Raw genomic sequence first — 14468 nt, 5'->3', positions numbered from 1 at the left:
TGTTTCTTTGCAAGTGTTTCTTTGCAAGTTGTGCGGATCAGTCGATCGCCGCCCGTGCAGCGACGAAGGCCGCGACGCAGCGCTCGATTTGATCCGGCGTATGCGCCGCCGAGAGCTGCACCCGGATCCGTGCCAGGTCGCGGGGCACGACGGGGAAGCTGAAGGCGGTCACGTAGACACCGCGCTCCTGCATCTCGCGAGCGATCCGCGCCGTCTTCGCGGCGTCGCCGAACATGACAGGGACGATGGGGTGCTCCCCCGGCAGCAGGTCGAACCCCTCGGCGGTCATGCGCTCGCGGAAGAGCGCGGCATTGCTGCGCAGACGCGCACGAAGATCGGCCGACCCCTCGACGAGGTCGAGCGCGGTCAGGGTACCCGCCACGATCGCCGGGGCGAGCGTGTTCGAGAAGAGGTACGGACGGGATCGCTGGCGCAACAGAGCCACGATGTCCGCGTGCGAGGCGACGTAACCCCCGGATGCGCCGCCGAGCGCCTTGCCGAATGTGCCGGTGTAGATGTCGACGCGGTCGGCGACTCCGCAGAGCTCCGGCGTCCCCCGGCCGTTCTCGCCCACGAAGCCGACGGCGTGCGAGTCGTCGACGAAGACGAGGGCGTCATAACGCTCTGCCAGGTCGCAGATCTCGGCGAGCGGTGCGATGTAGCCGTCCATCGAGAACACGCCGTCCGTCACCACCACGCGGAAACGGGCGTCCGAGGCGGCCTGCAGCTGCGCTTCGAGATCGGCCATGTCGCGGTTGCGGTAGCGGAGCCTGCGCGCTTTCGAGAGCCGGATACCGTCGATGATCGACGCATGGTTGAGCTCGTCCGAGATGATCGCATCCTCGGCGGAGAAGAGCGTCTCGAACACGCCCCCGTTCGCGTCGAAGCACGACGAGTACAGGATGGCCTCGTCCGTGCCGAGGAAGTCGGCGAGCCGACGCTCGAGCTCGAGGTGCTGCTCCTGGGTACCGCAGATGAAGCGCACGCTGGCCAGACCGTAGCCCCATTCCTGCAGGGCCGTGGTCGCGGCGTCGAGGATGCGCGGGTCGTCAGCGAGGCCGAGGTAGTTGTTGGCGCAGAAGTTCAGCACCTCCGTGCCGTCCGCGGTGATCGAGGCGTTCTGCGGTCCGCGGATACCGCGCTCATGCTTGGTGAGCCCGGCCTCCTCGATCCCCGCCAGCTCGCCCGCCACATGCTTCTGAAAAGTCCCGTACATCACAGCTCCGTCCAGTCGAGGATGATCTTGCCCGTTCCCGCAGACTCGGCCGCAGCGAAGCCGCGCTCCCAGTCGCGAGCGGGGACGACCTCGGCGATCACCCGGCCGATGGCGTCCCGCAGGGTCGCGCTGGTCTGCAGCATCGCCCCCATCGCGTTCCATGTCTCGAACATCTCGCGTCCGTAGATGCCCTTGATCGTGAGCATGTGGGTGACGAGCTTGCCCCAGTCGACTCCGAACCCCGCGCTCGGCAGACCCAGCATCGCAATGCGGCCGCCGTGATTCATGTTGTCGATCATGGCCGGGAGAGCCGAGGGCGCACCGCTCATCTCGAATCCGATGTCGAACCCCTCCCGCATTCCGAGCGCCTGCTGCGCATCGCGGATGTCGCGGACCGAGACGTCGACCACCTCGTCGGCGCCCATCCGGCGGGCCATCTCCAGGCGGGGTGCGCTGACGTCGGTCGCCGTGATGAACCGTGCACCCGCGTGCCGGGCCACCGCGATCGCCATCAGCCCGATGGGTCCGCAGCCGGTGACGAGCACGTCCTCACCGACGAGCGGGTACGTGAGGGCGGTGTGGACGGCGTTGCCGAGGGGATCGAAGATCGCACCGAGTTCGGGCGTCACCTCGGAGTGGTGCACCCACACATTCGTCGCGGGAAGAGCGAGGTACTCCGCGAAGGCGCCGTCGCGCTGCAGACCGAGGCCGATCGTGCGGATGCACATCTGGCGGCGACCCGCCCGGCAGTTGCGACACGTGCCGCACACGATGTGTCCTTCGCCGGACACCCGGTCGCCGACGGCGATGTCGTGCACACCGGGGCCGACCTCGACGACCTCCCCGTAGAACTCGTGGCCGGGGATGAGCGGAGCGGCGATCGCGGACGCCGCCCAGTCATCCCAACGGAGGATGTGCAGATCGGTGCCGCAGATCCCCGTGCGCAACACCCGGATGACGACGTCGTCGGTGCCGGCAGTCGGATCAGGACGCTCGACGAGCTCGAGTCCGGCGCCGGGTGCGCCTTTGTACAGTGCCTTCATGTGTTCGATCCCATCGCATCAGACAATGTAGAACAATCGGCATCGTCTGCATCATCGATGTAGCCGCACCTACACTGAGAACGTGGAACTCCATCAGCTGCAGATCCTGCGAGAGCTCGGTGCTCTCGGGAGCGTGACGGCGGTGGCCGATGCGCTCCGGGTCACCCCCTCCGCCGTATCCCAACAGCTCGCCGCCCTGCAGAGAGGCGTTCCGACCCCACTGACCCGCAGGCTCGGTCGCACACTCGCTCTCACACCTGCCGGCGAGGTGCTGGCAGCGGCGGGTGCCGAGGTCATCGACGCGATGGCCTCGGCGCGGCACGCCCTCGACGACTTCGAAGGTGCCGCCACGGGGGTCGTGAGCGTCAGCGGATTCCACAGTGTCGGACAGGCCCTGTTCGGCCCCTTGGTGAGGGAGCTGTCGTCTTCCGAGAACGCGCCGACGGTGCAGCTCACCGACGAGGACGTCGCCCAGAGCGAGTTCCCCGCGCTCACCGCACGCTACGACCTCGTGCTCGCGCACCGCATGGAGCATTCCGAGCCCTGGCCCGATCAGGGCGTGCGCAGCCTCACGCTGATCCGCGAGCCGCTCGACGTCGCCGTCTCGACGGCCCATCGCCTCGCCGATCGCGCGAACCTCACACCGGCCGACGTCGCGGGCGAGAGGTGGGTCACCAGTCGCATCGGATACTCCCCCGATGACGTGCTCCGTGCCGTGTCGGCGGTTGCTCGTCACCCCGTCGACATCCAGCACCGCATCAACGACTACGGCGCGGTGTCCGCGGTCGTGGCCGCGGGCGGGGTGATCGGGATGCTGCCCCGATTCACGTCACGCAGCGTCGACGACCGCGACATCGTGCGCATCCCGCTCGAGGGGGTGAGCACTCATCGGATGATCGACCTGCTCGCTCGTCCCGAGACTCTGCGTCGCCGATCGGTCCGCGTGGTCGTCGAAGCCCTCCGCGGGGTGATGACGCGCCTGAGCGAGGACGGATCCTGAGCACGCCGGGTCACGGTGGATAGGCTCGTGGGCATGACCGACGCCACGAATCCGCTGATGCAGCCGTCGACGCTCCCCTACGGGCTCCCCGACTACGGCGCGATCCGGCCCGAGCACTATCTCCCCGCGTTCCAGGCGGGTTTCCAGGAGCAGCTTCGCGAGATCGCCCGCATCACGATGGTGCGCTCGATGCCGACGTTCGAGAACACGATCGAGGCGCTGGAGAGATCAGGCGAACTGCTCGACCGCGTCGCGCACACCTTCTACACGGTGAGCTCGGCCGATGCGACGCCCGAGATCCAGGAGATCGATGAGCAGCTCGCACCGCTCATGGCCGCACACCAGGACGCGATCACGCTCGACGGTCAGCTCTACTGGCGGGTGCAGCGAGTGTACGAGCAGCGCGATGCCCTGGACCTCGACCCCGAGCAGCGCTACCTCGTGGAGCGCCATCACCGCGAGATGACGCACGCGGGTGCGAGTCTCGACGACGAGGACAAGGCGCAGCTGACGGCGCTGACCCAGAAGCTGTCGACGCTGACCAACACCTTCGAGCGCAACCTGCTGAACGACACCAACGCCCTCGCCGTGGTGTTCGATGCCGCCGATGAACTCGAGGGGCTGAGCGCGGGCGAGCTGTCCGCTGCCGCGCGCGCGGCGGCGGATCGGGGGCTCGACGGCAAGTACCTCATCACGCTGCCGCTGTTCAGCGGGCATCCCGCACTGGCTCAGCTGCGCGTGCGGGAGTCGAGGCGGCGCATCATGGCGGCCTCGCTCATGCGGGCCTCTCGGGACAACGCCAACGACAACCGACCGGTCCTGCGGGAGATCGTGCGGTTGCGCGCCGAACGCGCGAAGCTGCTCGGCTACGACTCGCACGCGGCCTATGTCACCGCCGATGAGACCGCGGGGACGCCGGATGCCGTGGAGAAGATGCTCCGCCGCCTCGCCGCCCCGTCCGCGCGCAACGCCCGCGCCGAGCGTGCCGCACTCCAGGCGATCGTCGACGAGACCGAGGCGTCGCCCTTCCCGGTCGAGGCACACGACTGGGCCTTCTACACGGAACGCGTGCGCACAGCCAGGTACGACATCGACTCCAGTGCGCTGCGCCCCTGGTTCGAGGCAGAGCGCGTCCTGCAGGACGGTGTCTTCTTCGCGGCGAACCGGCTCTACGGGGTGACCTTCTCCGAGCGCGAAGACCTCGCCGCGTACCACCCCGGCGCACGAGTCTTCGAGGTGCGCGACGCCGACGGAACCGCAGTCGGTCTCTACGTGCTCGATCTGTACACCCGCGACTCGAAGCGCGGCGGCGCCTGGATGAACGCCATCGTGAGCCAGTCCCGACTGCGCGGCACGGCACCCGTCGTCGTCAACAACCTGAACGTGCCCCTCCCCGGAGACGGCGAGCCGACGCTGCTGACCCTCGACGAGGTGACCACGCTGTTCCATGAGTTCGGGCATGCGCTGCACGGACTCTTCGCGACCGTGACCTACCCGCACTTCGCCGGGACGAACGTGTTCCGCGACTTCGTCGAGTTCCCGAGCCAGGTGAACGAGATGTGGATCCTGTGGCCCGAGGTGCTCGACAACTACGCCCGGCACCACGAGACCGGTGCACCGCTCGACTCCGCGATCGTGGAGCGCCTGCGAGCGACCGAGACGTTCGACCAGGGCCATGCCACCAGCGAGTATCTGGCGGCGGCATGGCTGGATCAGGCATGGCATCGGCTGGGCACAGACGCACACGTCGACGACGTCGCCGCTTTCGAGGCTGCAGCGCTGACCGACATCGGACTCGACGATCCGGCCGTCCCGACCCGATACTCATCCACCTACTTCGCCCATGTGTTCTCCGGCGGCTACAGTGCCGGCTACTACTCGTACATCTGGAGCGAAGTGCTCGACGCCGACACGGTCGAGTGGTTCCGCGAGAGCGGCGGTCTGACGCGATGCAACGGCGACCGATTCCGCCAGCGCCTGCTCGGAGTGGGCGGCTCGAAGGATCCGCTCGAGGCCTACCGCGACTTCCGCGGCCGCGATGCCGACATCGAACCCCTCCTGAAGCGCCGTGGACTGGGCTCGTGAGTCGTGAGACCCTGAGCGCATGAGTGCATTCCCCGACGCCCCCTTCGGTCCTGCCGACCGGCTCGACCTCGACGCCGTCCCCCTCGCCGTCATCCGACACAAAGGCATCCGCATCGCCGACCTCCCGGCCGCGTTCGACGCGAGCTACTCGGCGATCGCACTGACGTTCGCGGGCGACGTCCTGATCCCGACCGGCCCTGCGCTGGCGATCTACCACGGTGATCCGATGGGCGTGTTCGACCTCGAGATCGGTTACCCCGTGCAGTCGCCGCCCGATCATCCCATCCCGACCGCCAGCGGGAGTGTCATCGTCGCCTCGACCCTGCCCGAAGGCCCAGCGGTCGCGACGACCCTGTTGGGTTCCTACGAAGAGCTCGGCGCCGCGTGGGCAGGGCTGGTCGAGCGCGCAGCGGCAGAAGGCCTCCGTCCCGGAGGCGTCTGGATCGAGGTCTACGTCTCCGACCCGAGCACCGCACCGGCGGAGCTGCGCACCGATCTGCTGATGCAGACCGCCTGACCCGCGACGAGACAGCGCCGCCTACTGCGGCGGTGCGGAGTGGCGATCTCCGTCCCGTGCCGCGGCACCGGTCATCGTCCGAGCCAGTCCATCGCCTTGTACCAGGTGAGCTGGTGGTAGCTCTGCGAGAGGCGGTCACCGAGCCCGTCGAGCGACAGCACGTGCACGGCGATCGACTCTCCGTCGTCGAGCGACTGCTCCGCGACGCGCCGGCATCCTCGCGCGAGGAAGTGGTGCACGCGGTTGGTGTGGTTGCCGAAGTTGGCCCACGTCGCACCGAGCCCGATGAGGTCGTTGGACACGAAGCCCGTTTCCTCGAGGAGTTCCCGGGCGGCCGCGTCCTCCGGCGACTCCCCGGGCTCCACTCCCCCGCCGATCGTGCCGATGGCCACGATGGCGGCGCCGTGACGGTACTCCTCGACGACGATCGCGTCGTCGTTCCCGTCGAGGGCCAGTACCGAGATCCAGTCGCCGTACTCCAGCACGTAGTACGGCGCTATCGACCGGCCGCTGATGTCTTCGCAGTCGTCCGCGCGCAGACGGATCCACCGGTCTTCGACGACCGTCCTGCGGGCGATCGTCGTCCAGGCGGCCGGCTCAGCGCTCACGCGCTCTTGCGCTTGCGCTCCATCACGATGGTGGGCGGTGCGCCTTCGTCGACGGCCGCGCGCGTGACGATGACCTTGGCGACATCTTCCGCCGACGGGATCTCGAACATGATCGGTCCCAGCACGTCTTCCAGGATCGCGCGGAGTCCGCGGGCACCGGTCTTGCGCTCGACAGCGAGGTCCGCGATCGATCGCAGTGCATCCTCTTCGAACTCGAGCTGCACGCCGTCGATCTCGAACATGCGCTGGTACTGCTTCACGAGAGCGTTGCGCGGGCCGGTGAGGATGTCGATGAGCGCGGACTGGTCGAGAGGCGACACCGAGGTGACGACCGGAAGACGCCCGATGAACTCGGGGATGAGTCCGAACTTGTGCAGGTCTTCGGGGAGCACCTCGCTGAAGAGATCGAGGTCTTTGCCCTTGTCGTGCAGCGGGGCGCCGAAGCCGATGCCGTGCTTGCCGACACGCGCCGACACGATGTCTTCCAGGCCCGCGAAGGCTCCGGCGACGATGAACAGCACGTTCGAGGTGTCGATCTGCAGGAACTCCTGATGCGGGTGCTTGCGGCCGCCCTGCGGCGGAACCGAGGCGACCGTGCCCTCGATGATCTTCAGGAGAGCCTGCTGCACGCCCTCCCCCGAGACGTCGCGGGTGATCGACGGGTTCTCGGCCTTACGGGCGATCTTGTCGACCTCGTCGATGTAGATGATGCCCTGCTCCGCGCGCTTGACGTCGTAGTCCGCAGCCTGGATGAGCTTGAGGAGGATGTTCTCGACGTCTTCGCCGACGTAGCCGGCCTCGGTCAGCGCGGTGGCATCGGCCACGGCGAACGGGACGTTGAGGCGCTTCGCGAGCGTCTGTGCGAGGTAGGTCTTGCCGCATCCGGTCGGGCCGATGAGCAGGATGTTGCTCTTGGCGATCTCGACCTCTTCCGCCTTCTGCTCGGCGGTCTGCAGGGTGCCGTGCGCACGCACGCGCTTGTAGTGGTTGTAGACGGCGACGGCGAGGGCACGCTTCGCAGGCTCCTGGCCGACGACGTACTCCTCGAGGAACGCGAAGATCTCACGCGGCTTGGGGAGCTCGAACTCGGCGACCCCGTCGGCGGACGACTCGGCCATGCGCTCTTCGATGATCTCGTTGCACAGCTCGACGCACTCGTCGCAGATGTACACGCCGGGGCCCGCGATGAGCTGCTGGACCTGCTTCTGACTCTTTCCGCAGAAAGAGCATTTGAACAGGTCAGCGCTTTCACCGATGCGTGCCATGCGCGTCCTCCTAGGGGGGATCAGAGATCGTCCTTCGAGCCTAACCGCTGCATACGACACCGGGCCGCATTGGCGCGTAGTGCTTTGCGCATACCGGCGAGCTCTGGTCTGCGGCGAGTCGGATCCGGACTCACTGCGCGGGCAGGCACCCTCCGTCCATGATGTATCCGCCCGCCTCGACGCGGACCGCGTCCTGACGCACCTCGCCGAACACGCACCCGCCCTCCGGCGCGCCGGCGCCGAACTCCACGGCAGCCTCGTCACCGCGGACCACGGCGTCCGGGAGGCCGATCTCCTGCAACGCCTGCTCGACGGCCCGGATCGAGATCTCGCCTTCCGTCCGCAGTGCTTCCAGACGCACACGCAGGTCGGCCACCGGCTGCACCGCTGCTGCCGCAGCCTCGTCCGAGAGCTCCATGCGATCCCGATATCGATCGTTCTGCGCCATGGCGTGATCTGGATCGTACGGCGCGCATTCCGGGGGAAGCACCGCACCGTCGTTCTGGGGGCACGCCACGGTGGGCGTGGGCGGGGCCGGACTCCCCGCACCGCCCGTCTCGGCCGGCACCACGGCGCATCCCCCGAGCAAGAGTGTCCCGGCGAGCAGGAGCGACAAGACCGCGGAGGGATTCCGACGTGGCGTGATCGTCATGCCGTCATGAAACCACAGTGATGCTCCCGCAACGCCCTTTCGAGAGAGAAGGCCCTGCGGCGCGATGCGCGGCAGGGCCCTCCGTCGTTCCGACGTCCGTCAGACCATACTCTTGGTGTGCCGCACCGGCGAGGGCTCAGAAGTCTCGGGTGGAGACGCCGAGACGCATCCTTTCCGCCACGGCTTCGTCTGCATCGAGCAACGAGACGTCGTAGCGACCATCGCGAGCACCTGCACCCTGAACGTCCAGGTAGCCATTCCGCATCTCGGCAACAGCGGACCACGGCGGGTAGTCCTCCGTCGACGGCTCTCGCGTTCCGTCCGGCCAGATCACGACGTACCAGACCCACCATTGCTTCCGAAGCGGACGGGATGGGCTCCAGAACTCACCGACCGTCGTTGCCACATAACCGGCGGGTAGCCCCTCTCGCGACAGCACTCCCAATCCGTCGACGAACGGATCGATCGATGGGTCAGCCCGCGGCGGCTTCACAAGACCCAAGTGAGCCCCCCATCGACGACCGCACCCAGATCAAACGAGACTCTTGGTGTGCCAGACCGTCTCACGACTCGCTCGACTGACGAAACATACGCGACATCATCGCGGGAAGCACGACATCGATGATCAGGTCGGTGAGCTCAACAGCCAACTGGCGTCGGCGAGTCCCACGATCGTCGAGCTCCCACCAGCGGTCGTTGCCATCGACGAGTTCCCCTACTCGCACCTGCCAGAACTCGCCACCGCGCCCATAGTGTGTGTTCGGGGACGGCTTGGCGGGATACTGTCGCTCGACTCGCACCTCTTTCCAGAACGCCTTGGGGATGACCTGCGCGTTGAGTGTCAGCTTCGAGAGCATGCTTGTGCTCGCCGCCGAGGTCTGAACGCCAATCTGGGCGAACCAGTCCGGGTTGGGAATCGCGAACGACCTTTCCGTGCCGCGGAAACCCGCGGCACGGAGGATCGGGGCAACATCTTCACGTAGCAGCGAACGCACCTGATCCTGAGCGGTCGTCATCATCGCCTCCGTCGATTCAGACCATGCTCTTGGTGTGCCAGACGGTCTTGATCTCCGTGAACGCGCCGATCCGCTCCGGAGAGGCGACGACCTCACCCGGAGTCAGCACGCGCTTGAGCGTCTCGGCCGCAGCGATCTGCATGTCGACCCAGTCGAGAGCACCCGCACCCGCCAGGTCGAGCGCGTTCACGTCCTGGTGCGAGGCCAACCACGGGGCGATCTCCGCCGGCGAGCCCGTCAGCACGTTGACGACGCCACCGGGGACGTCGCTGGTGGCCAGCACCTCGGCGAGGCTGATGGCCGAGAGCGGGTGCTGCTCGCTCGCGACGACGACCACCGTGTTCCCGGCGACCAGAGCCGGAGCCACGACCGACACCAGACCGAGCAGCGCCGAGTCCTGGGGTGCGACGATCGCGACGACCCCGGTCGGCTCCGGCACGGAGATGTTGAAGTACGGACCCGAGACGGGGTTCGCGTTACCCGCCACCTGGGCGTACTTGTCGCACCATCCGGCGTACCAGACCCAGAGATCGATGGCTTCGTCGACCTGCGAGGCCGCGGCCGCCGCCGAGACGCCTTCCTGCGCCGAGATCTCCTCGACGAACTGCGCACGACGGCCTTCGAGCACCTCCGCGACGCGGTACAGGACCTGTCCGCGGTTGTAGGCGGTCGCACCGGACCAGCCCTTGACCGCAGCACGAGCGGCCACGACGGCGTCGCGAGCGTCCTTGCGGGAACCCTTCGCCGCATTCGCGAGGAAGGCACCCTTGGGGGTGAGCACCTCGTACGTGCGGCCGGACTCGCTCCGCGGGAAGGCCCCGCCGATCGCCAGCTTGTACGTCTTGGGCACGGTCAGTCGCTTGCTCATGCTGCGGCTCCCTTGAGGTAGGCGGTGAGACCCTGGCGGCCGCCCTCGCGGCCGAACCCGGACTCCTTGTAGCCGCCGAACGGGCTCGACGGGTCGAAGCGGTTGAAGGTGTTGGCCCAGATGACACCGGCACGCAGGCGGTCGGCCACCGCGAGGATGCGCGATCCCTTGTCGGACCAGATGCCTGCGGACAGGCCGTAAGGCGTGTTGTTCGCCTTCGCGATGGCCTCGGCGGGCGTGCGGAAGGTGAGCACCGAGAGCACGGGTCCGAAGACCTCATCACGGGCGATGCGATGCGACGCCTCGACACCGGTGAAGATCGTCGGGGCGAACCAGAAGCCCTGCTCCGGGATCGCGCAGTCCGCACTCCAGCGCTCTGCGCCCTCGGCTTCCCCGATGTCGCTGAGCTCACGGATGCGCGCCAGCTGGGCTGCGGAGTTGATCGCACCGATGTCGGTGTTCTTGTCGAGCGGGTCGCCGAGGCGCAGCGTCGACAGGCGCGTCTTGAGCCGGTCGACGACCTCATCGTGGATCGACTCCTGCACCAGCAGGCGGCTTCCCGCGCAGCACACGTGACCCTGGTTGAAGAAGATCCCGTTCACGATGCCTTCGATGGCCTGATCGATGGGGGCGTCGTCGAACACGATGTTCGCGGCCTTGCCGCCGAGCTCCAGCGTCAGCTTCTTGTGGGTGCCTGCCACGGCCCGTGCGATGTCGCGGCCGACACCGGTCGAACCGGTGAAGGCCACCTTGTCCACATCCGGGTGGCGGACGAGAGTGGAGCCGGTGGCACCGGCACCGGTCACGATGTTCACGACACCGGCCGGAAGGTCGGCCTGCTGAAGGATCTCCGCGAAGATCAGCGCCGTGAGCGGCGTGGTCTCCGCAGGCTTGAGCACGACCGTGTTGCCGGCGGCGAGTGCAGGCGCGATCTTCCAGGCGAGCATCAGCAGCGGGAAGTTCCACGGGATGATCTGCCCGGCGACGCCGAGAGCGCGGGGGTTCGCGCCGAGTCCGGCGTGATCGAGCTTGTCCGCCCAGCCCGCGTAGTAGAAGAACCACGAGGCGACCAGCGGCACGTCGACGTCGCGACTCTCCTTGATCGGCTTGCCGTTGTCGAGGCTCTCGGCGACGGCGAGCTCGCGGGCGCGCTCCTGCACGAGGCGCGCGATGCGGAAGAGGTACTTGCCGCGATCGCGGCCGCTCATCTTCGACCAGGTCTTCTCGTAGGCGCGACGAGCGGCGGCGACCGCGCGGTCGACATCCTCGTCACTGGCCGAGGCGATCTCGGCGATGTGCTTCTCCGTCGCCGGCGAGATGGTGTGGAACGGGGTGCCCGAGCCGTCGACGAACTCGCCGTCGATGAACAGGCCGTAGCTGTCCTTGAGGTTCAGGATCGCGGTGGACTCCGGTGCGGGAGCGTATTCCAGAAATGACATGTTCGTCTTCCCGTCAGTCGATCGTGACGTAGTCGGGGCCCGAGTAGTGGCCGGAGCTGAGCTTCTGACGCTGCAGGAGCACATCGTTGAGGAGGCTGGATGCGCCGAAGCGGAAGAGGTGCGGCTGGAGCCACTCCTCGCCCACGGTCTCGGCGACGGTCACGAGATACTTCACCGCGTCCTTCGAGGAACGGATGCCACCGGCCGGCTTGACGCCGATCTTCTCTCCGGTGCCACGGTGCCAGTCGCGCACGGTCTCCAGCATCAGCAGGGTGGTCGGGAGCGTCGCGGCGGGCTGGACCTTGCCGGTCGAGGTCTTGATGAAGTCGCCTCCGGCCAGGATGCCGAGCCACGAGGCGCGCTTGATGTTGTCGTAGGTGTTCAGCTCACCGATCTCCAGGATCACCTTGAGCGAGGCGTAGGAGCCGTCTTCGCGACGGCACGCTTCCTTGACCTGGGCGATCTGGTCGAACACGAGACCGTAGCGGCCCGACAGGAACGCCCCACGGTCGATGACCATGTCGATCTCGTCGGCTCCGGCGGCGACCGCCTCAGCGGTGTCGGCGAGCTTGATCGCGAGCGACGAGCGCCCGCTCGGGAATGCCGTGGCCACCGCCGCGACGGAGATCAGACCGTCGTCGGGGTCGCCGTGCAGGCTCCCCAGCGCCGTGACCGCGTCGGCGACCATGTCGCCGTAGACGCAGACGGCGGCAACCCGCGGGGTCGACGCATCGGCGGCATCCGGGTTCTTCGCCTTGGCGACCAGGGAGCGCACCTTGCCGGGGGTGTCCGCGCCCTCGAGCGTCGTCAGGTCGATCAGCTTGATGATCGTGTCGAGCGCCCACGCCTTCGAGGTGGTCTTGATCGAGCGGGTGCCGAGCCCGGCAGCGCGCTGCTCCAGACCGACGGCGTCCACTCCGGGAAGTCCGTGCAGGAAACGCCGGAGCGTGGCGTCGTCGGGCTCTCCGCCCAGAACGTCCACCGCCGTCCTGCGGTTGAGTTCTTTGGTCGTCACTGTTCCTCCAACAATGCTCGTGCTGTGGTCTCATCGGTCACCAGAACGCCGCACAGGCCGCTGGTCACGACAGTGCGCGCGATGTCGTGCTTGGCGGGTCCCGCCGTGACGAAGATCGCGCGGGTGGCTCCGCGCAGGCGGTCGAGCGAGACGCCGACCGTTCGCGCATCGAGCTGCGAGTCGACGATGTTGCCCTCGGCGTCGACATAGCGCCCGAGAACGTCTCCGACCGCGCCACGACGCGCGAGCTCTTCCACGTCCTCGGCGCTGAGGTATCCGTTCTCGACGTGAGCGGAAGAGGCATCGCAGGGTCCGGCGGTGAACAGGAACGCCTGCGCCTCCGCGGCTTCTTCGAGCACCGCGGCGACCGTGCGGTCGGACTCGATCGCCTGCTTCGTCTCCACGCGCTCGAGGATCGCGGGGCTCGGAAGCAGGGAGACCTGTCCCGAGGCGCGCTGCGCGATCGTGACAGCGAGGCCGGCAGCACCGCCGGAGCGCCGGTTCAGGCTCACTCCCCCGTTGAGCTGCACGACGGTCACGCCGTTCGCCCACCCGTCGGGGAGCGCTTCGGCGACTGCGCGGAGCGTGCGTCCCCAGCTCACCCCGAGAGTGCGGGGCACCGGCCGGAGGGCGGTCAGGAAGTCTGCGGCGGCCTGCGCGACGCGCTCGAGTGTGCCGTCATCGCCGTCGGGCGCCGGCACGACGACGGCATCCGTCAGTCCGAACCGGTCGACCAGAAGCCGCTCGAGGCCGAGCCTGCGGGCGCGCGGGTGCACGATCTCGATGCGCACGATGCCTCGTTCACGGGCCTGCGTGAGCAGCCGACCGACCTTCCACCGGGAGATCTTGAGGAGTCCGCCGATCTCGTCCTGGGTCTTGTCCTCGTCGTAGTACAGCTCGGCGACGCGAACCATGAGCAGATCTTCTTCCACGGCTTCCTCCTTCCTCCTCCAGAGTAGGCCTTTGACAGCGTTCGCGCACCATCTTGCTCATATGCGCATTCTCCACCAGGGCGAGTGCACATCCGCCGGGACGACGAAAGGGCGCCCGTCGTGATGACGGACGCCCTTCGAGTCGATCGGGATCAGACGCGCTTGCGCGTCGTGAGCACCTGGTCGACGATGCCGTACTCCAGCGCCTGCGATGCGGAGAGGATGTTGTCGCGGTCGATGTCGCGGTTCACCTGCTCCGGGGTGCGCTTGGTGTGCCCGGCGAGGGTCTCCTCGAGCCACGTGCGCATGCGGAGGATCTCCGCGGCCTGGATCTCGATGTCGGAGGCCTGGCCGTGCCCGGCCTCCCCCATCGCGGGCTGGTGGATGAGCACCCGGGCGTTCGGGAGCGCGAGGCGCTTGCCCGGCGCGCCGGCCGCGAGCAGCACGGCCGCAGCAGAGGCCGCCTGGCCGAGCACCACGGTCTGGATCTGCGGCGCGACGTACTGCATCGTGTCGTAGATCGCCGTCATCGCGGTGAACGAGCCACCGGGCGAGTTGATGTACATCGTGATGTCACGCTCGGCATCCTGACTCTCCAGGACGAGGAGCTGCGCCATCACGTCGTCGGCCGAGGCGTCGTCGACCTGCACGCCGAGGAAGATCACGCGGTCTTCGAACAGCTTGTTGTACGGGTCCTGACGCTTGAAGCCGTAGGCCGTGCGCTCCTCGAACTGCGGGAGCACGTAGCGGCTGGAGGGCAGGTCACCGGCTGAGCGGAAGGTGGGTGTGTACATGAGCGTCCTTTCGCTTTC

Annotated in this window: 14 protein-coding genes; 3 read left to right on the top strand and 11 right to left on the bottom strand. The window is 67.7% G+C overall.

Annotation, left to right across the window (positions count from 1 at the left end):
- Positions 1-37: 37 nt before the first annotated feature.
- Both ACP699_RS01095 and tdh read right to left on the bottom strand, forming a co-directional pair.
- Positions 38-1216, bottom strand: a complete 1179-nt coding sequence (locus ACP699_RS01095; RefSeq protein WP_288969975.1) for a glycine C-acetyltransferase — start codon at positions 1214-1216, stop codon at positions 38-40.
- Positions 1216-2259 carry an L-threonine 3-dehydrogenase gene (gene tdh, locus ACP699_RS01090; RefSeq protein ID WP_426168448.1) on the bottom strand — a complete coding sequence of 348 codons (1044 nt, stop codon included), beginning with the start codon at positions 2257-2259 and terminating at the stop codon, positions 1216-1218. The genes ACP699_RS01095 and tdh overlap by 1 nt, the downstream gene beginning before the upstream one ends.
- Before the next feature lie 82 nt (positions 2260-2341).
- Between tdh and ACP699_RS01085 the strand changes: the two genes are divergently transcribed.
- From ACP699_RS01085 to ACP699_RS01075, 3 genes are read left to right on the top strand one after another with little or no spacing between them, the layout of a single operon-like run.
- The gene (locus ACP699_RS01085) at positions 2342-3259 is read left to right on the top strand and encodes a LysR family transcriptional regulator (protein WP_055867510.1); all 918 of its coding nucleotides are present in this window, start codon (positions 2342-2344) and stop codon (positions 3257-3259) included.
- 33 nt (positions 3260-3292) lie between these two features.
- A complete protein-coding gene (locus ACP699_RS01080; RefSeq protein WP_426168445.1) occupies positions 3293-5344 on the top strand; it encodes a M3 family metallopeptidase in 2052 nt (683 codons plus the stop codon).
- A gap of 19 nt (positions 5345-5363) precedes the next feature.
- Positions 5364-5861 carry a GyrI-like domain-containing protein gene (locus tag ACP699_RS01075; RefSeq protein WP_141386152.1) on the top strand — a complete coding sequence of 166 codons (498 nt, stop codon included), beginning with the start codon at positions 5364-5366 and terminating at the stop codon, positions 5859-5861.
- Positions 5862-5932: 71 nt separating this feature from the next.
- Here the strand turns inward: ACP699_RS01075 and ACP699_RS01070 are convergent, their stop codons facing one another.
- From ACP699_RS01070 to ACP699_RS01030, 9 genes are all read right to left on the bottom strand, one after another.
- The gene (locus tag ACP699_RS01070; RefSeq protein ID WP_127482228.1) at positions 5933-6469 is read right to left on the bottom strand and encodes an NUDIX hydrolase; all 537 of its coding nucleotides are present in this window, start codon (positions 6467-6469) and stop codon (positions 5933-5935) included.
- Positions 6466-7734 (bottom strand): ATP-dependent Clp protease ATP-binding subunit ClpX, encoded by a 1269-nt coding sequence (gene clpX, locus ACP699_RS01065; RefSeq protein ID WP_017830302.1) that lies wholly within the window; start codon positions 7732-7734, stop codon positions 6466-6468. Before clpX ends, ACP699_RS01070 begins: the two co-directional genes overlap by 4 nt.
- Positions 7735-7864: 130 nt before the next feature.
- Complete coding sequence (locus tag ACP699_RS01060) at positions 7865-8182, bottom strand: hypothetical protein (RefSeq protein ID WP_055872366.1); 318 nt, start codon at positions 8180-8182, stop codon at positions 7865-7867.
- Between the two features lie 767 nt (positions 8183-8949).
- Positions 8950-9402, bottom strand: a complete 453-nt coding sequence (locus tag ACP699_RS01055; RefSeq protein ID WP_426168440.1) for a DUF4304 domain-containing protein — start codon at positions 9400-9402, stop codon at positions 8950-8952.
- 16 nt (positions 9403-9418) lie between these two features.
- Positions 9419-10270, bottom strand: a complete 852-nt coding sequence (locus tag ACP699_RS01050) for an aldehyde dehydrogenase family protein (RefSeq protein WP_017830300.1) — start codon at positions 10268-10270, stop codon at positions 9419-9421.
- The gene (locus ACP699_RS01045) at positions 10267-11709 is read right to left on the bottom strand and encodes an aldehyde dehydrogenase family protein (RefSeq protein ID WP_017830299.1); all 1443 of its coding nucleotides are present in this window, start codon (positions 11707-11709) and stop codon (positions 10267-10269) included. The genes ACP699_RS01050 and ACP699_RS01045 overlap by 4 nt, the downstream gene beginning before the upstream one ends.
- Before the next feature lie 13 nt (positions 11710-11722).
- On the bottom strand, positions 11723-12724 hold the full coding sequence (gene deoC / locus ACP699_RS01040) for a deoxyribose-phosphate aldolase (protein ID WP_426168435.1): 1002 nt from the start codon (positions 12722-12724) through the stop codon (positions 11723-11725).
- Positions 12721-13656: a sugar-binding transcriptional regulator gene (locus ACP699_RS01035; RefSeq protein ID WP_235563064.1), complete on the bottom strand. Its 936-nt coding sequence runs from the start codon at positions 13654-13656 to the stop codon at positions 12721-12723. The genes deoC and ACP699_RS01035 overlap by 4 nt, the downstream gene beginning before the upstream one ends.
- 152 nt (positions 13657-13808) lie before the next feature.
- Positions 13809-14450: an ATP-dependent Clp protease proteolytic subunit gene (locus ACP699_RS01030; protein ID WP_017830296.1), complete on the bottom strand. Its 642-nt coding sequence runs from the start codon at positions 14448-14450 to the stop codon at positions 13809-13811.
- Between the last annotated feature and the right edge of the window lie 18 nt (positions 14451-14468).

Source organism: Microbacterium sp. DWRC1-3 (genome assembly GCF_049896645.1).
Classification (GTDB): Bacteria; Actinomycetota; Actinomycetes; order Actinomycetales; family Microbacteriaceae; genus Microbacterium; species Microbacterium maritypicum.
This window is presented reverse-complemented; position numbering and strand designations above follow the sequence as displayed.